This is a genomic window from Stenotrophomonas sp. KH_029 (genome assembly GCF_057839765.1).
On record NZ_CM174498.1, the window covers coordinates 3912079 to 3934673 of the forward strand.

Annotated in this window: 24 protein-coding genes, 2 tRNA genes and 1 pseudogene; 8 read left to right on the top strand and 19 right to left on the bottom strand. The window is 64.6% G+C overall.

The features are described 5' to 3' along the window. Window positions 1–70: 70 nt before the first annotated feature. The 3 genes from erpA to AC3ITM_RS17565 are packed head-to-tail and all read right to left on the bottom strand — an operon-like array spanning window position 71 to window position 1726. Window positions 71–460, bottom strand: a complete 390-nt coding sequence (gene erpA, locus AC3ITM_RS17555; protein WP_489266859.1) for an iron-sulfur cluster insertion protein ErpA — start codon at window positions 458–460, stop codon at window positions 71–73. A gap of 47 nt (window positions 461–507) precedes the next feature. Continuing rightward, window positions 508–969, bottom strand: a complete 462-nt coding sequence (locus AC3ITM_RS17560; RefSeq protein ID WP_228885898.1) for a bactofilin family protein — start codon at window positions 967–969, stop codon at window positions 508–510. Window positions 970–973: 4 nt separating this feature from the next. Next, the gene (locus AC3ITM_RS17565) at window positions 974–1726 is read right to left on the bottom strand and encodes a DUF6776 family protein (protein ID WP_489266861.1); all 753 of its coding nucleotides are present in this window, start codon (window positions 1724–1726) and stop codon (window positions 974–976) included. Window positions 1727–1913: 187 nt separating this feature from the next. Here AC3ITM_RS17565 and AC3ITM_RS17570 point away from each other — a divergent pair, with 187 nt between their 5' ends. The 3 genes from AC3ITM_RS17570 to AC3ITM_RS17580 are packed head-to-tail and all read left to right on the top strand — an operon-like array spanning window position 1914 to window position 6769. Then, window positions 1914–2555 (top strand): DUF4126 domain-containing protein, encoded by a 642-nt coding sequence (locus AC3ITM_RS17570; protein WP_489266863.1) that lies wholly within the window; start codon window positions 1914–1916, stop codon window positions 2553–2555. Window positions 2556–2600: 45 nt separating this feature from the next. Continuing rightward, window positions 2601–4472, top strand: a complete 1872-nt coding sequence (locus tag AC3ITM_RS17575; RefSeq protein ID WP_489266865.1) for an EAL domain-containing protein — start codon at window positions 2601–2603, stop codon at window positions 4470–4472. 2 nt (window positions 4473–4474) lie between these two features. After that, entirely contained in the window at window positions 4475–6769 is a 2295-nt protein-coding gene (locus AC3ITM_RS17580; protein WP_489266867.1) for an ATP-binding protein, read from the top strand. A gap of 1 nt (window position 6770) precedes the next feature. On the opposite strand, the gene bfr is transcribed toward AC3ITM_RS17580, so the two are convergent. From bfr to AC3ITM_RS17595, 3 genes are all read right to left on the bottom strand, one after another. Next, a complete protein-coding gene (bfr, locus tag AC3ITM_RS17585) occupies window positions 6771–7241 on the bottom strand; it encodes a bacterioferritin (RefSeq protein WP_489266869.1) in 471 nt (156 codons plus the stop codon). Between the two features lie 273 nt (window positions 7242–7514). Next, the gene (locus AC3ITM_RS17590; protein ID WP_489266871.1) at window positions 7515–7724 is read right to left on the bottom strand and encodes a (2Fe-2S)-binding protein; all 210 of its coding nucleotides are present in this window, start codon (window positions 7722–7724) and stop codon (window positions 7515–7517) included. Window positions 7725–7850: 126 nt separating this feature from the next. Further along, a complete protein-coding gene (locus tag AC3ITM_RS17595) occupies window positions 7851–8471 on the bottom strand; it encodes an RNA pyrophosphohydrolase (RefSeq protein ID WP_489266873.1) in 621 nt (206 codons plus the stop codon). 119 nt (window positions 8472–8590) lie between these two features. On the opposite strand from AC3ITM_RS17595, the gene AC3ITM_RS17600 reads away from it, so the two are divergent. Continuing rightward, window positions 8591–8667 (top strand) — tRNA-Met (locus AC3ITM_RS17600). A gap of 50 nt (window positions 8668–8717) precedes the next feature. Continuing rightward, window positions 8718–8792 (top strand) — tRNA-Gln (locus AC3ITM_RS17605). A 454-nt stretch (window positions 8793–9246) separates the two neighbouring features. On the opposite strand, the gene rpsI is transcribed toward AC3ITM_RS17605, so the two are convergent. Next, window positions 9247–9639 (bottom strand): 30S ribosomal protein S9, encoded by a 393-nt coding sequence (rpsI, locus tag AC3ITM_RS17610; RefSeq protein ID WP_017354549.1) that lies wholly within the window; start codon window positions 9637–9639, stop codon window positions 9247–9249. A 2-nt stretch (window positions 9640–9641) separates the two neighbouring features. Then, entirely contained in the window at window positions 9642–10070 is a 429-nt protein-coding gene (gene rplM / locus AC3ITM_RS17615; RefSeq protein ID WP_038685795.1) for a 50S ribosomal protein L13, read from the bottom strand. A gap of 182 nt (window positions 10071–10252) precedes the next feature. Here rplM and coq7 point away from each other — a divergent pair, with 182 nt between their 5' ends. Next, window positions 10253–10894 carry a 2-polyprenyl-3-methyl-6-methoxy-1,4-benzoquinone monooxygenase gene (gene coq7, locus AC3ITM_RS17620; protein ID WP_489266876.1) on the top strand — a complete coding sequence of 214 codons (642 nt, stop codon included), beginning with the start codon at window positions 10253–10255 and terminating at the stop codon, window positions 10892–10894. A 117-nt stretch (window positions 10895–11011) separates the two neighbouring features. Here coq7 and sugE read toward each other — a convergent pair whose 3' ends face one another. Together sugE and speD are read right to left on the bottom strand one after the other, a co-directional pair. Further along, window positions 11012–11329 carry a quaternary ammonium compound efflux SMR transporter SugE gene (sugE, locus tag AC3ITM_RS17625; RefSeq protein WP_228885890.1) on the bottom strand — a complete coding sequence of 106 codons (318 nt, stop codon included), beginning with the start codon at window positions 11327–11329 and terminating at the stop codon, window positions 11012–11014. Between the two features lie 240 nt (window positions 11330–11569). Beyond that, window positions 11570–12364 carry an adenosylmethionine decarboxylase gene (gene speD, locus AC3ITM_RS17630; protein WP_228885889.1) on the bottom strand — a complete coding sequence of 265 codons (795 nt, stop codon included), beginning with the start codon at window positions 12362–12364 and terminating at the stop codon, window positions 11570–11572. A gap of 147 nt (window positions 12365–12511) precedes the next feature. On the opposite strand from speD, the gene crp reads away from it, so the two are divergent. Together crp and AC3ITM_RS17640 are read left to right on the top strand one after the other, a co-directional pair. After that, a complete protein-coding gene (crp, locus tag AC3ITM_RS17635) occupies window positions 12512–13201 on the top strand; it encodes a cAMP-activated global transcriptional regulator CRP (RefSeq protein WP_228885888.1) in 690 nt (229 codons plus the stop codon). 263 nt (window positions 13202–13464) lie between these two features. Next, window positions 13465–14232, top strand: coding sequence for a sulfite exporter TauE/SafE family protein (locus AC3ITM_RS17640; RefSeq protein WP_489266879.1), 768 nt, complete (start codon window positions 13465–13467; stop codon window positions 14230–14232). A gap of 51 nt (window positions 14233–14283) precedes the next feature. Here the strand turns inward: AC3ITM_RS17640 and AC3ITM_RS17645 are convergent, their stop codons facing one another. The 9 genes and pseudogenes from AC3ITM_RS17645 to AC3ITM_RS17685 all read right to left on the bottom strand — a co-directional run bounded on the left by AC3ITM_RS17645 (window position 14284) and on the right by AC3ITM_RS17685 (window position 22595). Further along, window positions 14284–15000 (bottom strand): haloacid dehalogenase-like hydrolase, encoded by a 717-nt coding sequence (locus AC3ITM_RS17645; RefSeq protein WP_489266881.1) that lies wholly within the window; start codon window positions 14998–15000, stop codon window positions 14284–14286. Continuing rightward, window positions 14997–15791: an indole-3-glycerol phosphate synthase TrpC gene (gene trpC / locus AC3ITM_RS17650; protein ID WP_489266883.1), complete on the bottom strand. Its 795-nt coding sequence runs from the start codon at window positions 15789–15791 to the stop codon at window positions 14997–14999. Before trpC ends, AC3ITM_RS17645 begins: the two co-directional genes overlap by 4 nt. A gap of 63 nt (window positions 15792–15854) precedes the next feature. Beyond that, entirely contained in the window at window positions 15855–16886 is a 1032-nt protein-coding gene (gene trpD, locus AC3ITM_RS17655) for an anthranilate phosphoribosyltransferase (RefSeq protein ID WP_489266885.1), read from the bottom strand. Window positions 16887–16918: 32 nt separating this feature from the next. After that, the gene (locus AC3ITM_RS17660; protein WP_489266887.1) at window positions 16919–17497 is read right to left on the bottom strand and encodes an anthranilate synthase component II; all 579 of its coding nucleotides are present in this window, start codon (window positions 17495–17497) and stop codon (window positions 16919–16921) included. A gap of 150 nt (window positions 17498–17647) precedes the next feature. Next, window positions 17648–19261: a type I restriction-modification system subunit M gene (locus AC3ITM_RS17665; protein ID WP_489266889.1), complete on the bottom strand. Its 1614-nt coding sequence runs from the start codon at window positions 19259–19261 to the stop codon at window positions 17648–17650. Beyond that, on the bottom strand, window positions 19258–19674 hold the full coding sequence (rhuM, locus tag AC3ITM_RS17670; protein WP_489266891.1) for a RhuM family protein: 417 nt from the start codon (window positions 19672–19674) through the stop codon (window positions 19258–19260). Before rhuM ends, AC3ITM_RS17665 begins: the two co-directional genes overlap by 4 nt. Before the next feature lie 103 nt (window positions 19675–19777). Continuing rightward, window positions 19778–20266 (bottom strand): annotated as a pseudogene (locus AC3ITM_RS17675) (virulence RhuM family protein); the annotation flags it as partial. Beyond that, window positions 20263–21363 (bottom strand): AAA family ATPase, encoded by a 1101-nt coding sequence (locus tag AC3ITM_RS17680; RefSeq protein WP_489266893.1) that lies wholly within the window; start codon window positions 21361–21363, stop codon window positions 20263–20265. The gene AC3ITM_RS17680 and the pseudogene AC3ITM_RS17675, both read right to left, overlap by 4 nt. Next, the gene (locus AC3ITM_RS17685) at window positions 21360–22595 is read right to left on the bottom strand and encodes a restriction endonuclease subunit S (RefSeq protein ID WP_489266895.1); all 1236 of its coding nucleotides are present in this window, start codon (window positions 22593–22595) and stop codon (window positions 21360–21362) included. The genes AC3ITM_RS17680 and AC3ITM_RS17685 overlap by 4 nt, the downstream gene beginning before the upstream one ends.

The following is a 22595-nucleotide window of genomic DNA, read 5'->3' on the forward strand; positions in this document are numbered from 1 at the left end:
GGCAAAGCCTGCCCAAGTTCGACGACAGTGGCAAGCGGCATCGATCCGTGCGGACCGATGCCTACGCTGCTTACATGCTGAAACTGGAGCCGCAGCCGCAGGTGGTCTTGGCGTTCGGATTGCGGATCACGAACTGCGCACCGGTCAGGCTCTCGGTGTAATCCACCTCGGCGCCCATCAGGTACTGCAGGCTCAGCGGGTCGACCAGCAGGGTGACCCCGTTGGTGTCCACGGCCAGGTCGTCGTCGGCGCGGTTCTCGTCGAACTCGAAGCCGTACTGGAATCCCGAACAGCCGCCGCCCTGGATATAGACGCGCAGGGCGAGCGAGGTGCTGGCCTCGTCCTGGATCAGTTCCTTCACTTTGGCCGCAGCGGCCTCGGTAAAGTTCAGCGGACGGTCCAGCGACTGGTAGTTCGGCGCGGGCGCAGGTGCGCCGGGCAGGGAAACAAGCGTGCTCATGTCCCCAGCATGGGGGTGCATGGGCACGCTTTCAAGCACTCACGCGTTCAGGCCATGGCCTCGGCGAGCTTCTTGCGGGCCGCGCCTTCCTTGCCCTTGTCCGCGGCGTCCTCGGCCGGCGGCGGCAGGGCCGCCATCTGGCCGGTACCGTGGATCAGGCGACCGGTCAGCTGGGCGCCGGCGTTCATTTCCACCACCTGGTAGTGGATGTTGCCGCTGACCCGTGCGGTGGGAGTCAGTTCGACCCGCTCGCTGGCATGGACATCCCCGTCCAGCCGGCCGCTGATCACCACCACCTGGGCGCGGATCTCGCCCTCGATGTTGCCCTGCTCGGCCAGGGTCAGCGTGGCGTTGGCCGCGCCGTCGGCGGCAATCACCTTGCCCAGGATGGTGCCTTCCACGTACAGGCCACCACTGAATTCCACGTCGCCGCGGATCACCACCTGCGCACCGATCAGCGCGTCCACGACCAGATGTCCGTCGCGGTTGGACTTGTTGCTGCCAAACATGGGCTTACTCCCCTTCTTTCGCCGATGGTGCAGCCGGTGCTCCGGCCTGCTTCCAATCAAAAACCTGGGTGGCGCCCCCTGCACCGGATCCCAGCGTGACCCGCACACGTTGCGGGGTGAAGTCTTTCGGCAGGATGATGCTGCCGGTGAGCTGCTGGAAGTACCGGAAGGAATACTCCTGGCCCGGCACCTTGGTGCGCTGGTGCAGCTCATCCCAGCTGACCGAGGTCAACTTGCCACCTTTGACGCCTTCCACCGTGAAGCGCATCTGCCCCTGGCTGATCGCACCACGGTTCAGGTTCTGGGTCAGCACCACCGCGTACTGCCAGGTGCCGCCGGTTTCCGGGCTGAATTCCACCGAATGGGTATTCAGGCCCTTGCGCTGACTGGTCGCCCCGACCAGCCGCTCGTAGAAGGCCACATCGGCACGCAGGCCGGCGATTTCCTCGTCGCGCTCGCCCAGCGAGGCCTGCACCTCGTTGTTGGCGGCGCGGCTGATGCGGTCCGACGCCTGCAGGGTGGCCTGGCGCTGCTGCAGCTCGACCACTTGCTTGTTCAGGGCGTCGGCGCGGCGTTCGGCGGCGCTCAGCTGGGCGCCGACATCGCCGCCGGGGCTGGCCGTCCAGCGCCCCAGCAACACCGCCAGCACCAGGCTGAACAGCCATATCCCGGCCAGAATGGCCAGGCGTCGGCGGTCCTGCACGGGCGGCGTGCCGGGCCGGCGGATCTGGATACGGGAAGGCGTCGGATGGTTCATGGCAGATTTCCGCGGCACCGCCACTGCGGCGATACCGCCACGGCCCCTGTTGGAACGAGCGACTGGCTAGTGTAAGTCAGGGCCGGCCCGTTTTCCGTGTTCGGCCGGGCCTGCGGCGGTGGCGTTCATCGACGTCATCCCCGATAGTGTGGGCCTGTGCACACTTTTGACGGCCGGAGCGCGTGCCATGACCGAAGCCCACTTGTTCGTTGTCGGCATCCTGCTGGCCTGGCTGGCCGGCATCCGCGTGTACCTGACCGTATTCGGGGTCGGCCTTGCCGGCCTGCTCGGCTGGGTCGAGCTGCCACCGGCACTGCAGGCCACCGAGTCGTGGTGGGTGCTGGGCACCTCGGCGGCACTGGCCATCGCCGAATTCGTCGCCGACAAGATTCCCGGGGTGGATTCGGTCTGGGACCTGGTCCAGACCCTGGCCCGGGTCCCGGCCGGCGCATTCCTGGCCGCGGCCACGCTGTCGCCCAATGGCGAACTCGGCGGTACCGCACTGGTCGCTGGCGCGGGGGTGGCGCTGGCCAGCCACGGGCTCAAGGCCGGCACCCGCGCCCTGCTCAATACCTCGCCGGAACCGGCCAGCAACTGGATCGCCTCGGCCGCCGAGGACACCGTGGTGATCGGTGGCCTGGCCCTGGCGCTGGCGCACCCCTGGCTGGCGCTGATCGTGGTGGTGGGCTGCAGCCTGGCCGGGGCGCTGGTGGTCTGGCTGGTCTGGCGCACGCTGTGGAAGGGCATGCGCTGGCTGCTGCGGCAGGCGGGCGAAAACCCGCTGCCCAGCCCCGGCGTGCTGGCCGACCGTGATGCCCCGCCACCGTAAATTGGTTCATGCACGGCATAATTGCGCCGCAGACTGGGAGTACTGATGGCCGTCCACGACAACGCTGTTGCATCCACCCGCGCCGTACGCGCTGAAACCCCGCCCGCCGACCACTGGCAACGCTGGGCCGGTGCAGCCGCGCCCGAGCCGGCGCCCAGCAATGTGGTGCCGCTGACCGCGGGCACGCCGATCAGCGCCACCCCGCCGCCGCCGCTTCCGGCCGCCCCGGTGGCCGTGGACGAGGCCCCGCTGCCGCCGCTGGGCCTGGATGCGCCGTACCGGGTGCTGATCGTCGAGGATGACCGTTCGCAGGCGCTGTTCGCGCAGAGCGTGCTGCATGGCGCCGGCATGCAGGCCACCGTGCACAGCGATGCCGAAGGCGTTCAGCAGGCAATCGCCGAGAACCGCCCCGACCTGATCCTGATGGACCTGCACCTGCCCGGCCTGGACGGCATGCGGTTGACCGCGCTGATCCGCCAGCAACCGGGCCAGCAGCTGCTGCCGATCGTGTTCCTCAGCGGCGACCCGGACCCGGAGCGCCAGTTCGAAGTGCTCGACAGCGGCGCCGACGATTTCCTCAGCAAGCCGATCCGCCCGCGCCACCTGATCGCGGCGGTCTCCAACCGGATCCGCCGCGCGCGCGCGCAGGCGGCCACCCAGCCCGGCGCGCACGGCGCCCCGGCGATGAACAACCCCGAGACCGGCCTGCCCACCCGCCACCATGTGATGCAGCAGTTGGGCGCGTGCCTGGCCCACCGCGACCACGGCGGCCTGTTCTTCATCGAGGTGGCCAGCGCGCTGGGCCTGCGCGAGCGCTACGGCTATGCCGCCTTCGAACGGTTGATGATCCAGGCCGCGCAGCGCCTGGCCGACACCGCGCACCCGCATCTACTGGCGCGTTTGAACGACAACAGCTTCCTGGTGCTGGCCCGCGGCATCGACGAGGAAGGCCTGGACGCGGTGGCCCGGAACCTGCGCGAACAGCTGTCCGCGCGCGCCTTCGTGATCCGCGACGACGAATCGGTGCACCTGCGCGGGGTGGTCGGCCATGCGCAGCTGTCGCTGGGCTTCAGCGATGCCGGCGCGGCACTGGAAGCGGTCGAGCGCACCACCCTGCAGGCACGCCTGCTCAGTGCCGGCGTGGCCGCGCACGTGCGCCGCGAGGACGTGGCCGCGCAGGAACACCTGGCCCTGCTGGAAGGCCAGCTGGAACTGGCCTACCAGCCGATCGTCGCGGTGGCCGGCGGCAACACCGCGCAGTACCAGGTATTGCTGCGGCTGCGCCAGGCCGATGGCAGCGTGCTGGCCGCCGGCCAGGTGATTCCGGCCGCCGAAGCGGCCGGGCGCATCGCCGACCTGGACCAGCAGGTGCTCGACCACTCACTGGGCCTGCTCGACCTGTACCGCCATGCCGCCCAGCCGCTGAGCCTGTTCGTATCGCAGTCGCTGCGCACGCTGGCCCGCGATGCCTTTGCCGACTGGCTGCTGGAATCGCTGGAACGCCGCCAGATAGACGGCAGCGCGTTGATCATCGATGTGCGCCTGCCCGATGCCCTGATCCACACCGTCACCCTGCAGCAGTTCTGCAACCGCCTGAGCGCGGCCGGGGTGCGCTTCTGCCTGAGCCAGTTCGAACCGGGCAGCGAAGCCGATGCCTTGCTGACCCAGCTGCCACTGAGTTTCGTGCGCATGGCCGCGCGCTTCTCCAGCAGCCACGCCAACCAGGCCACCCGCGACGAACTGCGCGGTGCGATCGAACTGGCGCACCGCGCCGGGCTGCAGATCATCGGCCAGCAGATCGAAGACCCGCAGGCTGCCGCGGCGATGTGGATGGGCGGGGTCGACTTCATCCAGGGCAACATGGTGCAGTCGGCCGGCAGTGAACTGAACTTCGACTTCCACAACGCGGTGCTGTGACCATGGCGGCCCAGGGACGGGTTCCTGCGGCGCTCTGGCTGGCGGCGATGGCCGCCGCCGTGGCCGCTACCGGCGGGGCGATGGCCGCCGCCGGCGTCCGCGGCCCGTGGCCGCTGATCGCTGCCGCGGCGGGTGCACTGGCGATCGTCGGCGCGCTGGCCTGTGTACGCCACTGGCGCGATGCCCAGCAGCGCCTGCAGCTGCTGCAACGGCGCGGCGAGGCGCTGGCCGGCGAGCGCGACCAGTTGCAGCGCGCGGTACAACAGCAGGGCGTGCTGGAACAGGAGCTGCTGCGCGCCAAGCAGGCCGCCGAAGCGGCCGCGCTGGCCAAGGGCGAGTTCCTGGCCACGATGAGCCACGAGATCCGCACGCCCCTCAACGGCATTCTGCCGATGCTGGACCTGATCGCGCGCGGCCAGCTCGGCAACGACCAGCGGCAGATGCTGCAGACCGCCACGGTCAGTTCCCAGCAGCTGCTGCGCATCGTCGATGACATCCTCGACTACTCGCGGCTGGAGGCCAAGGGCCTGGACCTGGAAATCACCACGTTCAACCTGCGCGAACTGCTTGAGGGGCTGGTGCAGCTGATGCAGCGCAGCGCCGAGCCCAAAGGCCTGAAGCTGTCGCTGGAACTGGACCCGGCGGTGCGGTTGTCGGTGCGCGGCGATCCGGTGCGGCTGCGCCAGGTGCTGGGCAACCTGCTGGTCAACGCGATCAAGTTCACCGAACGCGGCCAGATCCGCGTGCGCGTGCTGCGCCAGGGCGAAACCAGCGCCCAGCACCAGTTGCGCTTCGAGGTGATCGACAGCGGCATCGGCATCGACGATGCGCTGCAGTCGCGGCTGTTCCAGTCCTTCAGCCAGGCCGATGCCTCGACCACGCGCCTGTACGGCGGCACCGGGCTGGGGCTGGCGATCTGCAAGCGCATCATCGACCTGATGCATGGCCGTATCGGGGTCCGTTCCACGCTCGGCCGCGGCGCCACGTTCTGGTTCGAGATTCCGCTGCTGAAGGTGATCGGCGACCTGCCGGCCATGGCCAGCACCACCCGCGCCCTGCTGGTCAGCGAGGACCTCCTGCTGGTACAGCGCCTGGAGCGGGTGCTGCAGCACCACGATATCCGCCTGCACACCGTCGACACCGCATCGGCGGCGCTGGACATCCTGCGCGCGCCGCAGCGCCCCGGCATCGAGCCGGAGCTGGCCTGGGTGATCGCCGATACCGACGCCGTGCGCCATGGCGCCACCGCGCTGCACCGCGCCGTGCTGCACGATGGCCGCCAGCCGGCGCCGCAGTTGCTGTGGCTGCAGGGCCGCGAGGCGCTGCCGCCGCTGCTGCTGGACGCGGCCCGGCAGCTGCCACGCGATGCCGCCGACAGCGAACTGCACACCCTGCTGCGGCCGGCCGTGGCCAGTGCGCGGCCGGCGCCGCTGCTGGCCGAGCTCGACGTGGCCGTCGACAGCGAAGAGGCCGCCCCGCTGGGCCTGCGCCTGCTGCTGGTCGAGGACAACAGCGTCAACCTGCTGGTCGCCCAGCGCCTGCTGCAGGTACTGGGCTGCGAGGTGGTCACCGCTACCGATGGCGAACAGGCCCTGCAGCGCCTGCGCGCGCAACGCTTCGACCTGGTGCTGATGGATTGCCAGATGCCGGTGCTGGATGGCTACCAGGCCACCGGCCAGTGGCGTGCGCACGAGGCCGCCGTGGGCGCGCGGCGCCTGCCGATCGTGGCGATGACCGCCAATGCGATGGCCGGCGACCGCGAACGCTGCCTGCAGGCGGGCATGGACGATTACCTGTCCAAGCCGGTCAATCGCAGCTCGCTGCTGGCCTGCCTGCAACGCTGGCAGGGCGCGGCCGCGCTGGCCGTTGACGGCCCGCCGCCGGCACCGGAGTTGGTAGCGGGGCTGGCCGGCGACGATGGCAGCCCGGACAACCCGTTGCCGGTGCTGGACGCCAGCGTGCTGGATGAATTGTTCGAGGTGATCGGCACCGAGACCGCGCAGATCATCGGCGTGTTCCTGGACGACACCCCGCCGTTGATCCGGCAGCTGCAGGACGCCTCGATCGCCGCCGACCTGGACCAGCTGCGCGCGCTCGCGCACAGCCTGAAGTCGGCCAGTGCCAATGTCGGGGCCACCGCATTGTCGGTGGCCGCGCGCCGGATCGAGCACGATGCCCGCGCCGGCACGCTGGAGCGCCCCGCCGTGGCGGTGGCGCTGCTGATCGCCGAGTTCGCGCGTGCGCGGATTGCGCTGGCCGGCTACCAGGCCGGCCTGCACGCACCGCTGCAGGGCTGAATCAGTCTTCCAGCTTGGTCAGCAGGTAGTTCGGTTCGCCGATGCGTTCGATCAGGTCGAGCTGGGTTTCCAGCCAGTCGATATGCTCTTCCTCGGCTTCGAGGAAGGCCACGAACAGCTGGCGGCTGACGTAGTCGGCAATCGCATCGGCATGGGCCACCGCATCGCGCAGGACCACCGCGCCGTCATTGGCCAGGCTCAGATCGCACTGCAGGATTTCCGGCGGGTTCTCGCCGATGCGCAGCTTGCCCAGCGCCTGGAAATTGGGCAGGCCTTCCAGGAACAGGATGCGGTCGGCCAGTGCATCGGCCTGCTTCATTTCGCGGATCGATTCCTTGTACGCGTGCTCGGCCAGTTCCTTCAGGCCCCAGTTCTTCAGCATCTTGGCGTGCAGGAAGTACTGGTTGATCGCGGTCAGCTGGTTGTAGAGGACCTTGTTGAGAAATTCGATGACCTTGGCGTCGCCCTTCATGAGCTTGCTCCTGCTGCGTGGAATCGCGCGCACTGTAGCGCGTTGCACAGATCCATGAAGGAACGCGAATCGTGCTCAGTTGCGCGTACCGCGCAAATGAGCTTGGTGATGCTTCCACAACCCCGCGCCTGGCGGCGCGCCCCCTTGAACTCCAAGGGGGCTCCTCACCCGACAGAAGCGGAGGGCTGAAGGGACAATGCGCGGCGCCGCCCGTAGGGCGGTCACGTTCAGGAGCAGGAGAAAACGTCGAGCCCGGCAGACGCCAGGGAGCCTTCAGGCGACCTGGGCCAGACCGAGAATCGGCAGCGGCAGGTCGTGGGTGGCGCGGGCCTTGGCCAGCAGGTCGGCGGCCATGTCCAGGCAGGAACCGCAGGTGGCGCCGCAACCGGTGCGCATGGTCAGCTCGGACACGCTCACGACACCGCTGTGCGCGGCTTCGCGGATCTGGTGGTCGGTCACCCCATTGCAGATGCAGACGTACACGTGCGGACTCGGCTGGCAGGCCAGGAACGGCCTGCCGCTATTCCAATCGAAACGAGAATGGTTGTCAATTTCGAAGCTGAATCATTCTCGATACGGTTCAGCGCCCGCCCGGGCCGTGGCGCCTGCTCAGGGGGTTCCCGGCTCGGCCTTGGCCTTCCTGGGCCAGTAGCCCCGGTTGGCCGGGCGCTTGCGCGGCCGGTCGTGGCCGGCGGTGTTGCCGGGCATCCAGGCCTCCTGCGCGGACTTGGGCATCGATTCCACCCCGGTCCCGGCCACCCCCCGCGCCAACGGCGCCAGGTGGCGCAGCGCACGCGCATACACGCCACGCTTGAACATCACCACATGTTCGACCGGGTACCAGAAATCGACCCAGCGCCACTGGTCGAACTCGGGGCTGTCGGTGTGGTCCAGGGTGACATGGGACTCATCGCCGGACAGGCGCAGCAGGAACCAGACCTGCTTCTGGCCGATGCAGACCTGTTTTTCATTGCGGCGGATGGCCCGTGCCGGCAACCGATAGCGAAGCCACCCCGGCGTGGCGCCGAGCACTTCAACGTGCTCGGGCAGCAGCCCGGTTTCTTCGTGCAACTCGCGATACATGGCTTCAACCGGGGTCTCATCGGTATTCATGCCGCCCTGCGGGAACTGCCAGCCATCCCGGCGCACACGTCGTGCCCAGAAAACCTGCCCATCCTGCCGCATCAGCACAATACCGACGTTCGGTCGGTAGCCGTCCGGATCGATCACGATGCGGACTCCTAGAAAATCTACTGGTCGGGACTGTGCCACGCCGGCTGCCCACTCACAAGCGCGGTGAAAAGGTATTGACAGATACGCTCGGCATCGCCAGAATTACCGGCTCCCTAGGCTATGTAGCTCAGCCGGTTAGAGCACAGCACTCATAATGCTGGGGTCGGTGGTTCGAGTCCACCCATAGCCACCAAGTTATGCTTGGTTTTGCAGGGAAAAAGTGCAATACTTGCACGCACATATTGCCCCGTCGCCAAGCGGTAAGGCACCTGACTCTGACTCAGGCATTCGGTGGTTCGAATCCATCCGGGGCAGCCAAATAAACAGAAAAGGCCGATCGAAAGATCGGCCTTTTCTGTTTATTTGGGCGGCTGGCTGGGCGCATGGCGCCCAGCCCCCCAACCTTGCGCAGCAAGGTTGGGGTCAGCCTTGTTTGCCTCCACATCCCCGCGCCTGGCGGCGCGCCCCCTTGTACTCCAAGGGGGCTGCCTCGGCTGATGCCGCACGGGGCGCTGCGCGCCGTTGGAATGCGCGGAACGCCCGCGTTGGCAGGGTCGCATTCCGATCGACTGCACGCAGGCTGGCCACGTGCGATGGCGGCATGACAATGGAACGCATTCGGTAGGCACCGACCGTTGGTCGGTACCCCGTCCGGCCCATTGAATGCGACGGGTGCATTACACACCCCACAAACGACAAAAGCCCGGCCGAAGCCGGGCTTTTGCGTACCTCCCAGCGGGATCCCGAAGGATCCCACGCCAGGCGCGATGGATCAGCGCTTGGAGAACTGGGTGGCGCGACGTGCCTTGTGCAGGCCGACCTTCTTACGCTCGACTTCACGGGCGTCACGGGTCATGAAGCCAGCCTTGCGCAGCTCGGACTTCAGGGTTTCGTCGTACTCGACCAGCGCACGGGCGATGCCCAGACGGATCGCACCGGCCTGACCGGTGGTACCACCGCCAGCGGCGGTGACCATGATGTCGAAGCTTTCGGTGTTCTTGGTCAGTTCCAGCGGCTGACGCACGATCATGCGTGCAGTCTCACGGCCAAAGAACTCGTCCAGCGGACGGCCGTTGACGGTGATGTTGCCGGCACCCTTGCGCAGGAACACGCGGGCGGTGGAGGACTTGCGGCGGCCGGTGCCGTAGTTTTGCGTGATAGCCATGATTAGATATCCAGAACCTGAGGCTGCTGAGCGGCGTGCGGGTGCTCGGAACCCGAGTACACCTTGAGCTTGCGGTACATGGCGCGGCCCAGCGGGCCCTTCGGCAGCATGCCCTTGACGGCGGTCTCGATGACACGCTCCGGGTGGCGCTCAAGCGCCTGGGCCAGAGTTTCGGTCTTCAGGTTGCCGATGTAGCCGGTGAAGCGGTGGTACAGCTTGTCCTGCAGCTTGTTGCCGGTGACGACAATCTTTTCTGCATTGATGACAACCAGGTAATCACCGGTATCAACGTGGGGGGTGTAGACCGGCTTGTGCTTGCCGCGCAGACGGCGGGCCAGCTCGGTGGACAGACGGCCCAGCGTCTTGCCGGAAGCGTCGACGAGATACCAGTCGCGCTGGACGGTCTCGGACTTTGCAGTGAAAGTGCTCATGAAAGAACTCAAGTAGGTCGGGCTCATTACGGCGCTGTACGGCCGGAACTCTGCCACGCGTTGTGAAGAGGCGGGATTGTACCGGCCCGCCCGGCCACATGCAAGCTACCCCCTGGCCGGCTTGGCACGACGGCCCTGCGGGGGCGAGAATCGACGGTCCCCTGCCCCGCCGCACCCCACCCATGACCGCTGCCCGCCAGATCACCCCGCTCGATCACCTGCTGACCCAAGCCCAGCGCGCACTGGACACGGTGTTCGGCAACCCGCCGGCCAGCCGCCCCTACCCGGCGCAGGCCGCCGAGGTCGTCCTGGATGCGGGGCAGCGCCGCCATGCCGCCGGGCTGATGCGGATCAACCATGTCGGCGAGGTCTGCGCGCAGGGCCTGTATTTCGGCCAAGCCGCGGTGGCCCGTGAAGCCCGGACCCGGGCCCACCTGCTGGAGGCGGCCCAGGAAGAGACCGACCACCTGGCCTGGTGCGCCCGGCGCCTGCGCGAGCTGGACAGCCGGCCCAGCCTGTTCAACCCGATCTGGTACGCCGGCAGCTACACCATCGGCACCCTGGCCGGCCTGCGTGGCGACGGCTGGAACCTGGGCTTTGTGGTGGAAACCGAGCGCCAGGTCGAGGCGCACCTGGAGGAACACCTGCTCACCCTGCCCGCGGCCGACCTGCGCAGCCGCGAGATCCTGGCCGTGATGAAGGTCGACGAGGCCCGCCATGCCGACCACGCCGAACATGCCGGCGCACGCAAGCTGCCGTTCCCGATCCCGGCGGTGATGGCGCTGGCGTCCAAGGCCATGAAGACGATTGCGTACCGGATTTGAATGCCGCACCCACCAACGGTGGGTACCTACCGGGCGAGCCGTATCGACCAACGGTCGATACCTACCGCCCGGGGCGCGGGACCCACTGGTAGCGCCCTACCGTTGGCCGGGCGGCGCTCACCCCGACACGAGCTTGAGGCCGATCACACCGGCCACGATCAGGCCCACGCAGGCCAGCCGCGCCGGCGAAGCGCTGTCGCCGAACAGGGCGATGCCCAGCACGGCCACGCCCAGCGCGCCGATGCCGGTCCAGATCGCGTAGGCGGTGCCGACCGGGATCGACTTCATTGCCTGGCTCATCAGGTACAGACTGACCAGCGCCGCCGCGACCGTGGCCAGGGTGGGCAAGGGCTTGCTGAAGCCGTCTGAATACTTCATTCCGATCGCAAAACCGATTTCGAACAGGCCGGCCAGCAGCAGATAGATCCAGGGCATGAGGGAGACTCCTAATGGGGGTGTGGGGGAACGCTGCCGGGAACCTGGGGTGTCGGCCGTGACGGCCACCCGGCCGGCCACGGGGACCGGAAAAACAGAACGGCCCGGTGTCTTCACACCGGACCGTCGTCGGTTGGCTTCCGTGGAACCTGCTTTTGCGCAAAACCAAGGTTCCACAGGGCGGGCCGTCCCGCCTGTGCAGCCCCGCCCCGGTTGCCCGGACGGGGGTGCGTTGTCGCGTTATTCGGCCAGGTTGCGCCCGTGGAACAGCTCTTCGATCTCCCGGCGCAGCAGCGCCTCGATCTTCATGCGTTCCTTGAACGACAGGTTCTTGGCCTTCTCTTCGAACAGGTACTGGTCCAGGTCGAAGTCCTTCAGGTGCATCTTCGTGTGGAAGATGTTTTCCTGGTAGACGTTGACGTCGAACATCTCGTAGCGCGACTTGATGTTCTTGGCCAGGAAGTTCTGGATCGAGTGGATCTTGTGATCGATGTAGTGCTTCTTGCCCTTCACGTCGCGGGTGAAGCCACGCACGCGGTAGTCCATGATCACGATGTCCGATTCCAGACTCTCGATCAGGTAGTTCAGGGCCTTCAGCGGCGAAATCACCCCACAGGTAGCCACATCGATGTCCGCGCGGAACGTGGCGATGCCTTCCTGCGGATGGGTTTCCGGGTACGTATGGACGGTGATGTGGCTCTTGTCCATGTGCGCCACCACGGCATCGGAGATCAGCTCCTTGCCGGCCTGCTTCTTGTCGATCACCGGCTCTTCGGAGATCAGGATCGTCACCGAGGCACCCTGGGGGTCGTAGTCCTGGCGGGCCACGTTCAGGATGTTGGCGCCGATGATCTCGGCGACGTCGGTCAGGATCTGAGTCAGCCTATCGGCGTTGTACTCTTCATCAATATATTCGATGTAACGCTGGCGCTCCTCTTCGGTGCGGGCGTAACAGACGTCATAGATGTTGAAGCTCAGCGCCTTGGTGAGGTTGTTGAAACCCTGCAGCCTCAGGCGAGGCAACGGCTTGACCACGGCGGTCGATCCTGTGTGTGGTGGGAAAGACGCAATTATGGGGCAAAGTGATCGGGGGCGAAACTTGCATTGAAAGCAATAGCTGTGCTCTGTTTGCCCTTAACAATTCCGATCGTTAAGCTCCCGGGACATAGCCGTGAATTGTTCATGAGCAAAGGGAGCGCCTCAATCGTGTCAACTGTGCGCCTTGCCACAAGTCCATTGGCCCTGGATATAGCAACCATCGACCGCTTCCTGGCCCACAGCCACCGTCGCCGCTATCCCGCCCGTACGGACGTGTTCCGCCCGGGAGACCCGGCTGGCACCCTTTACTACGTGATCAGCGGCTCGGTCTCTATAATTGCTGAGGAAGAGGACGATCGTGAGCTGGTCCTCGGCTACTTCGGTTCAGGTGAGTTCGTCGGCGAGATGGGCCTGTTCGTGGAGTCCGACCGCCGTGAGGTGATCCTGCGCACCCGCACCCCGTGCGAGCTGGCCGAGATCAGCTACGAGCGGCTGCACCAGTTGTTCCTGGGCCCGCTGTCGGCCGATGCCCCGCGGCTGCTGTATTCGATCGGCCAGCAGTTGTCCAAGCGCCTGCTCGACACCAGCAGGAAAGCCAGCCGCCTGGCCTTCCTGGACGTCACCGACCGCATCGTACGCACCCTGCACGACCTGTCGCGCGAGCCGGAGGCGATGACCCACCCGCAGGGCACCCAGTTGCGCGTGTCGCGCCAGGAACTGGCCCGGCTGGTCGGCTGCTCGCGTGAAATGGCCGGCCGCGTGCTCAAGAAGCTGCAGACCGACGGGTTGCTGCATGCCCGCGGCAAGACCGTGGTGCTGTACGGCACGCGTTGATACGTATTCACGTATCCCCCGCATTTGCGTAGCAAATGCCGGGCCCCGGCGCACCACCTCCGATCCCCGCGCCGTCGGCGCGCCCCCCTTTGCCAAGGGGGCCATGCCTCCAGGCAGATGCACTGGCGCCGCCGCTTGCCCGACGGCACTGCGCGGCCGGCGATCACGCCTTTCCGCCCCGGTGCCACTGGGGGTTGCCGGCCAGCGGCCGGCACTACCTTGCGCTTCCCCCGCTCTTCACCCGTAGCCGCTAGGCTGTTGGCATGGAACTGAGCAGCGAATTCTATTGGTTCATCCTGATCGGCCTGGGCGCGCAGCTGGTGGATGGCGCGCTGGGCATGGCCTTCGGGCTGGTGTCCTCGTCGGTGCTGCTGAGCATGGGCCTGCCGCCGGCGGCGGTCAGCGCCAGCATCCACACCGCCGAGGTCTTCACCACCGGCGCCTCGGGCGTCTCGCACCTGGTGGCCGGCAATGTCGACCGCAGGCTGTTCCTGCGCCTGGCCCTGCCCGGCGCGGCCGGCGGGGTGCTCGGTGCCTATGTGCTGACCCAGCTGCCCGGCGAACTGATCCGTCCGTTCATCTACTGCTATCTGCTGGTGCTGGCGGTGTTCATCCTGCTGCGCGCGGCCGGGCGGCTGGTGCCGGCCCAGGAAGTGCGGCGGGTGGGCGTGCTGGGCTTCGTGGCCGGCCTGCTGGACGCCAGCGGCGGTGGCGGCTGGGGCCCGGTAGCCACCTCCACCCTGCTCGCCCGTGGCGGCCAGGCCCGGACCACGATCGGCACGGTCAATGCGGCCGAGTTCGTGGTCACCCTGGCGGTATCGATCACCTTCCTGCTCAGCATGGGCCTGCAGTACCTGAACATCGTCGCCGGCCTGCTGATCGGCGGGATGATGGCCGCCCCGGTGGCCGCCCTGCTGGTCAAGCGGGTCAAGGAACGCTGGGTGCTGGTGGGGGTGGGCGTGCTGGTGCTGGCCATCAGCCTGTTCCAGATCGGCCAGGCGGTACTGCAATGGCGCGCGGTGCAGGCCTGATGCGACAGCCGGATCGGCCGCCGCACCCGGAATCGTCCGGTTCCTGCCTGCTCAGACCGGGTCGCCGGCGCGGTCCACGCAGCCCCAGTTGAGCACTGGCGTGCCCGGTGGCAGCACCTGGCGGAAGTAGGCCACCCGCGATGCCTTGGGGTTGACCACTACCGGCGCCTTGGCAGCCAGCAACAGCGGCAGGTCGGCGCTGCTGTCCGAATAGGCGATGGCGATCCCGGCATAGCCGCGCTCGCGCAGCATCCGCATCTTTTCTTCGTTGTGGCAGTGGCGGGTGGCGATCACCGCGCCCAGGCACGGACCGACCTCGGTGCCGATCACCGGCACGCCCTGGTGGGCGACGAAGGTGAGGATGGCCCGGGCCAGCTCCGGTGGGGCGCCGGTGGCCACCACCACCCGGTCGCCGGCCTGGCGGTGCGCGGCGAACACCTCCAGGGCCACCGGCAGCAGCCGGCGGCGGATGTCGGCCTCGTGGGTGAGCACGTAGCGGTCGATGACCTTGTTGAAGTCGCGCGCGCGGTGCAGGCCGAACGTGGCGATCCACACATAGCCGGAAATGCCGCGGCGGCGGGTGGGCAGCAGCGCCACCAACGGGCCCAGCAATGGGGTGGCCAGCAGTGCGGCCAGCAGCCGCAGCGGATTGCGCCGGATCAGCCAGGCGAACAGGTGGCTGCCCGAGTCACCGTCGTACAGGGTGTGATCGAAATCGAAGACCACCAGCGGGGCGTCCTCGCGCGGCGTCGGGTAGATCGCAGTCATGCGCTGAAGAATAGCTGACGCAGGCCCTCGCCGGGCTCTTCCACGCGCATGAACGCCTCGCCGACCAGGAACGCATGCACGCCGGCGCTGCGCATCAGGCTGACGTCGTCGGCGCCGAGGATGCCGCTTTCGGTGACCAGCAGGCGGTCGCGCGGCACCGCATTGCGCATCTCCAGGGTGGTCTGCAGCGAGACCTCGAAGGTACGCAGGTTGCGGTTGTTGATGCCGATCAGCGGTACCGGCACCTGGATGGCGCGTTCCAGCTCGTCGATGTCATGCACTTCCACCAGCACGTCCATGCCCAGCTGCATGGCCAGGTCGGACAGCTCGGCCAGCTGGCGGTCGTCCAGTGCCGCCACGATCAGCAGGATGCAGTCGGCGCCGAGCACGCGCGCCTCGTACACCTGGTAGGCGTCGATCACGAAGTCCTTGCGTAGCACCGGCAGCGTGCAGGCCTCGCGCGCCTGCTGCAGGTAGGCATCGCTGCCCTGGAAGAAATCCACGTCGGTCAGCACCGACAGGCAGCTGGCGCCGCCGAATTCGTAGCTGACGGCGATATCGGCCGGATGGAAATCGGCACGGATCACGCCCTTGGACGGACTGGCCTTCTTGACCTCGGCGATCACCGCCGGGTTGCCGGCCGCGACCGAGGCGCGCAGCGCCTCGGCGAAGCCTCGCACCGGCGGAGCCTGCCCGACACGCGCGATCAGCGCCTCCAGCGGCACCTGGGCACGGCGCTGGGCGACTTCTTCGGCCTTGCGGGCCAGGATGGTATCGAGGATGTCGCTCATATCGTTCGGGTCCTTCAGGCCGGCCATTATCGGCCAGACCGGGGTACGGCGCGAATTGCGCACTCAATCACGGATGCGCTGGGTGGCCGCCACGTACTGGGCCAGCCGCGACTTCGCGCTGCCGTCGGCGATCGCCGCGCGGGCACGGGCCAGGCCGTCGGCGATGCTGTCGGCCACGCCGGCCACGTACAGCGCCGCACCGGCATTGAGCGCCACGATATCCAGCGCCGGGCCGGGCTGGTTGTCCAATACCGCGCGCAGCATGGCGATGGATTGTTCGGGGTTGTCCACCTTCAGGTTGCGGCTGGCCGACATCGCGATGCCGAAATCCTCCGGGTGGATCTCGTATTCGCGCACCTTGCCGTCGCGCAGTTCACCGACCAGGGTGCCGGCGCCGAGCGAGATCTCGTCCATGTTGTCGCGGCCCCATACCACCAGTGCGCGCTGCGCGCCCAGCTCGCGCAGCACGCGCGCCTGGATGCCGACCAGGTCCGGATGGAAGACGCCCATCAGCACATTGGTGGCGCCGACCGGATTGGTCAGCGGGCCGAGGATGTTGAAGATGGTGCGCACGCCCATTTCGCGGCGCACCGGGGCCACCACCTTCATCGCCGGGTGGTGCATCGGCGCGTACATGAAGCCGATCCCGGTCTCGGTGATCGCACGCGCCACCTGTTCCGGGCGCAGGTCGATCACCGCGCCCAGCGCTTCGACCGCATCGGCGCTGCCGGACTTGGACGACACGCTGCGGTTGCCGTGCTTGGCCACCTTGGCCCCGGCGGCGGCCACCACGAACATCGCGCAGGTGGAGATGTTGAAGGTATGCGAGCCATCGCCGCCGGTGCCGACGATGTCGACCAGGTGGGTCTTGTCCGCCACCGGCACCGCCAGCGCCAGCTCGCGCATCACCGTGGCCGCACCGGCGATCTCGCCCACGGTTTCCTTCTTGACCCGCAGGCCGGTGAGGATCGCGGCGGTCATCACCGGCGATACCTCGCCGCGCATCACCTGGCGCATCAGGTCGACCATTTCATCGAAGAAGATTTCGCGGTGCTCGATGGTGCGCTGCAGGGCTTCCTGGGGGGAGAAGGTCATGCGGGGTTCCTTTGCGGTACGGGTGCGGCGCCTCAGCGCAGCAGGAAGTTCTTCAACAGGGCGTGGCCGTGCTCGGTGAGGATCGACTCGGGATGGAACTGCACGCCTTCGACCGGGTACTGGCGATGGCGCAACCCCATGATTTCCTCGACCGTGCCATCGTCGTTCTCGGTCCACGCGGTGACTTCCAGGCAGTCGGGCAAGGTGGCCTTGTCCACCACCAGCGAGTGGTAGCGGGTGGCCTGGTAGCGGTCCGGCAGGCCGGCGAACACCCCCTTGCCCTCGTGCCGGATCGCCGAGGTCTTGCCGTGCATGATCGTGCCGGCGCGGATCACATCGCCGCCGTAGACCTGGCCGATGCCCTGGTGGCCCAGGCACACGCCCAGGATCGGCGTGGTCGGGCCGAGCCGGCCGATCAGCTCCAGCGACACGCCCGCTTCATTGGGCGTGCACGGGCCGGGCGAGATCACGATGCGCTCGGGCGCCAGCGCGGCGATTTCATCGACGCTCATGGCGTCATTGCGCACCACCTTCACCTCAGCACCGAGCGTCTGCAGGTACTGCACGAGGTTGTAGGTGAAGCTGTCGTAGTTGTCGAGCATCAACAACATGTCTTTACCATCCAATAGATTTCAAAAGAGTTTTTCTGAGAACCCGCAATATGGATACTTATGCACACTCAGTTGCACACTTCACCAGCCGTGTAGCAGCCGTGGGGGGCATCATCTTGCGACCGAGGCTTCGTTATTCAGGATCCAAGGTCACGGCAACGGCTCCAGCCCCAACTCGGCGAGGAACGCGTTGTGGCGCTTCTTTGCCTCTTGGATCTTCGCCTCGATCGCCTTCAAATCAGCGTGCACGGCTTGGAGATCGATTTCCTTGTCGGCCTCGGCGGTGCTTACGTAACGCGAAATATTGAGGTTGTAGTCGTTGTCGGCAATCTCTTTCATCGACACACGTCGGGAATAGCGATCCTGATTGTTCCGATTCTGGTACGTACCGACGATCCGCTGGATGTGTTCGTCGGTCAGTTGATTCTGGCGCTTGCCTTTGACGAACTGATCGCCAGCGTTGATGAACAGAACGTCATCCGGCTTCTTGCATTTCTTCAACACCAAAATGCATACCGGAATACCGGTGGAATAGAACAGGTTGGCCGGGAGTCCAATCACCGTATCGATGTGTCCATCCTCCAGCAGCTTGCGGCGGATGTCTGCTTCCTTACCGCCACGGAACAACACGCCGTGCGGAAGGATGATCGCCATTACGCCGTCGTCCTTCAAATAGTGAAGGCCGTGCAGCAAAAAGGCGAAATCAGCCGCACTCTTGGGGGCCACACCGTGATTCTTTAAGCGCGCGTCCTGCGCCATCGCATCGCCCGGCTCCCAGCGATAGCTGAATGGGGGGTTTGCAACCACCGCATCAAACCTGGGCTTCTTCGCCGGGTTAGTTTCACGCAGCCAATCCCAGTCGTTCTTGAGCGTGTCGCCGTGATAGATCTCGAACTCGGTGTCCTTTACCCCGTGCAGCAGCATGTTCATGCGCGCAAGGTTGTAGGTGGTGACGTTGTATTCCTGCCCGTAGATCTTGCCAATGGTGCCGCCGGCACCTTTCATGCGATGGCGAATGTTGAGCAGCAGCGAGCCGGAGCCGCAAGCGAAATCAAACACGCTATCCAACTTGGCGCGCGGGCCAGTGCTCGGCTCCTGACTGTCGAGGGTGACGATAGCGGACAGGATGTTGGAGATCTGCTGCGGCGTATAGAACTCGCCTGCCTTCTTGCCCGATCCGGCAGCGAACTGGCCGATCAGGTATTCGTAAGCATCTCCCAGCGTATCAATGTCGGTGGAGAACAACGACATGCCGCGGGCGATCTCGCTGATCACCGAGCATAGCTTGGTGTTGCGATCGGCGTACTTCCTGCCCAGCTTGTCCGAGGCGAGGTTGATTTCCGAGAACAAGCCCTGGAACTGGCTTTCAAACGACTCCTCTTCGATGTACTTGAAGCCCTTCTGCAGAGTATTCAGCAGCTCATCACTCTGCTCCTTTGCCAACTGGACGATGTTGCCCCACAGGTACTGCGGCTCGATGACGTAGTGCACCTTGCGGCGCATCTGCTGCTCAAATTCGACGATATCGCTCTCGTTCGCCTCGTACCACAACTGCAGCGGCGTAATGGCCTCGTCTTTGGTGATCTTCGGAAAGTCAGGACCGAGTTCCTTCTTGGCCGCCGCCTCGTAATTATCCGACAGGTAGCGCAGGAACAGGAAGGACAGCATGTAGTCGCGGAAGTCGTCCGCATTCATGCTTCCGCGCAGTTGATCGGCGATGGCCCACAGGGTCTTGCCAAGTTGTTTCTGGTCGTTCTCAGTCATGGCTTCATACGTCGTTTGATCTTGTTTTCGATGGCGGCCAACTCGGCCTCGTCAGCGGCATCGGCGGCCCGCGCGCCCTGTTGCTTACGCTGCTCATCAAACGCGGCATAGCGCGCGTTGGTCGCCGTTTCCATCTGCGCGTGGCTGACGGTGCCGGAAGTGGACAGCAAGGGGAAGCCGTTGAAGCTGATGATCTGCCCCACATTTTCTATCCAGAAGCGCATGGCAATCTCCTGACGGCTCTTGGTGCGCAGCTCCGCAGTTTCAAGGAAGATCACCACCAACCGGTTGAGGGTGTCGATCTCGTCTTTGCTCAGGTAGTTCTTGGCGATCTGGATGTCCTGTTTGCGGACCCGCCCACCGCTCCATGCGCGCAGCCCGAAATGCAAATCGTCGGGGTTGGCGCGCGCCATGATGAGCTCGGCGGCTGTCTGCCCGGTCACCGCATAGCGGCAGATTCTGTACGGTGGCGAAGAACGCCTGGGTGGCGCGATCGGTCTTGTCGTAGTCCACGCTCAAGGCGAACAGCTCCCGCACCTTCTGATAGAAGCGCTTTTCCGAGGCCCGGATGTCGCGGATGCGCGCCAGCATCTCGTCGAAATGGTCGGGGCGGCCGTCCGGGTGTTTCAAGCGCTCGTCGTCCATGACGAAGCCCTTCAGCAGGTATTCGCTGAGCGCAGTGGTTGCCCAGCGGCGGAACTGCACGCCTCGTTTTGATCGCACCCGGTAGCCGACGGCCAGGATGGCATCGAGGTTGTAGAGCGTGATTGGCCGGCGCACTGCGCGCCCACCCTCCCGCTGAACCACCGAGGATTCCTCGGTAGTTCGTTCAGGCTGCAACTCATTGTCTGAAAATATGTTTTTCAGATGCAGGCTGATGTTGTCAGTGGTGACGTCGAACAGCTCCGCCATCTCCGTTTGCGTCAGCCAGACGGTCTGGCCTTGGGCGCGCAGCTGGATCCGGCTCTTGCCGTCTTCACTGGTGTAGAGGATCAGGCTACTCATGCCTCGGCCTCATGCAATACGAAGCTGTACTTTGCAAGGAGTCCATCCACTACTTCATTAAAAATGCGCAAGTTGTCCTCAACCACAAAGTTTGTTTCGTAGTAATAAACCTTCTTGTGTGACAGGGAGTTGATTATATCTGCGACACGATTTGGCTCGATGATTCCAATCTGATTCAGAACATACCCGAACTGCCCAACACCGAGAAACGACGCCACGTTCTCAAGAACTTGACGAAGCAATGCAAAGTGGTATGCACCGACATCGTTGGCATTGCGGGCGGCAGTGAGCATTTGAAGAATGCGCAGATGATAAAGAAATGCGCCCTTTCGACAGCTCTCCAATTCAAGCCGGCCTGACTTGGAGGTCAGAATATTGAGCCTGTACAGAGGCCTGCCATTCTTTACGAACCTTTCTTTCTGATCGCCTTTGCTGAGCCAATCGCTTAGTATTGAAAAGAGACCGAGATGGTGCGTGGTGACGATTATTTTACGCTTATTGAAATGAGTTTCGATAAGACCAGATAGTGTCGCCGCCGTCACGAATATGTTGTGATCATCCAGACTTGACACAGGATCATCAATGAAAAAATGACTTGCCTGCTTGTCAGCCCACCCTTCCACCTCGAACAAGGCAAGAAAAAGACACCAGACGAAGATGCGCTCTTCACCACGAGAAATCTTGATGGACTTCTGCGGAATATCCGGATTCTGATTCGGAACGAAGAAGGCGATTGACTCAATTCCCCTTTCCGGATTATCAGCGTAAAAATTCAGAGCGAACCCGAACTTTGGCCCGTAAGCTTTTAGCTTGTCTCGGATATTGTCTTCGGTCAGCAATGTATGGAACCGACTCAGGCTACTCGGCAACACGGTCAACCGGACGTTGGACCCTTCGTTCTCCTCATCGTTATTCCAGACAAAGAGGTCTTCGCTGTACGCGTTGTAGTAAACGCCGGAATGGGCGCCCCCCGCCTGCTTTGTCGCGTTCTTGTAGGCGACACAAAGCTGCGTCTTTCCCGTTGCGTTGAATGCATAGACAAGGGTGACTCGAGCATCACTATCGCGCAGAGTGTGGGCAATCTCGTTCAGAGTCAAAGCTCACCCTCCCCCAAAGGAAACAATCGCTGCATAAGGCCTTTCCTGTGTGCCTTCATTGCTTCGAGCTGATGGTATTCGCTAGTGATTTTGGTGTCGACGGAAGATAGGCAATCGGCGATGCGTTGTTGTTCCCCAAGCTTTGGCACCACGACAGTCACTGACGAAAACAAACTCTTGTTGACGATTGGAACCGCCTGCCTTCCCGCCATCCTCGCGATCCTTGCAGACGCCGCGCTCAGCAAGTAGTAAATGAAGTCCGACGAAAACCTCGAGCTGACCACAACGGCATTGATCTGCTGGTTGGTCGCGCACTCCTTGGAGTTTTGAGCAACCTTTCCAATGGTTGATCCAATGCATACAAATAGCACACTGAACGCTGGGATCGGCCGACTTTGGGCCAACCCTTCCTTGCTCAAGGTTGTTTTCGTAGATTCGACATAACGAAAACCAGAAATATCCGCCGGTGATACGAACATGTCGTTTCCGCCGTAGTAGTTTTGCTGGGCCGTAGCTGGAGTGCTTCCCGTTACCACTTCACCAAGATCGCCAATCGTAACAACGTCCCACGCTGGTGCATCGCGGAACTCGGGCAAGCGACGCCGCGGCCGGGCCTCGCCTTCGCAGGGAAAGAGCTGTTGCATGAGGCCGCTCTTGTGCGCCTTTAGTGCCCCCACCTTGCGCACCTGAGCGATAATTACCTCATCCAGCGACGCTAGGCAGTCCGAAATCTTTATTTGCTCTTCCGGCGACGGCACTGCGAACAGCTGCTCCGAAAACTGCCTGTATGTGATCATCTTCCCATCGCGAAGTCCCTCAATATTGCGAGTTACTTGCCGAATGAAGCTGTGCGACTTGAAGAAATGCTTGAAGTACTGGTCGCAACCTGCCCCTTTCCGCCGCAGAATCACGTACGCCGGACTACAGACGCCGCGGTAGTTGGAGTATTCAATACCACCTTGGAATGATCGAAGGCTGATGATGAAGTCCCCTCGCTCGACAACCTTGTAGCTTTCGACGCTCTTTTCGGTAACGGAAACGTGATAATTAATCAGATCCCGCGGGATCGCACCATACTCTTGGGTAATTGCAAGAAGTGGGAGGCCAGCTTCGGCCTCTCGGTTGCTAATTGAATCAAAGAGCTCCTCACCCGACGTGAGAGTCCAACCATCCACACGGAACTCGGGGAACCGCAACTTCGGTTCGACCGTCTTCGCATTCTCTTTGTTCAT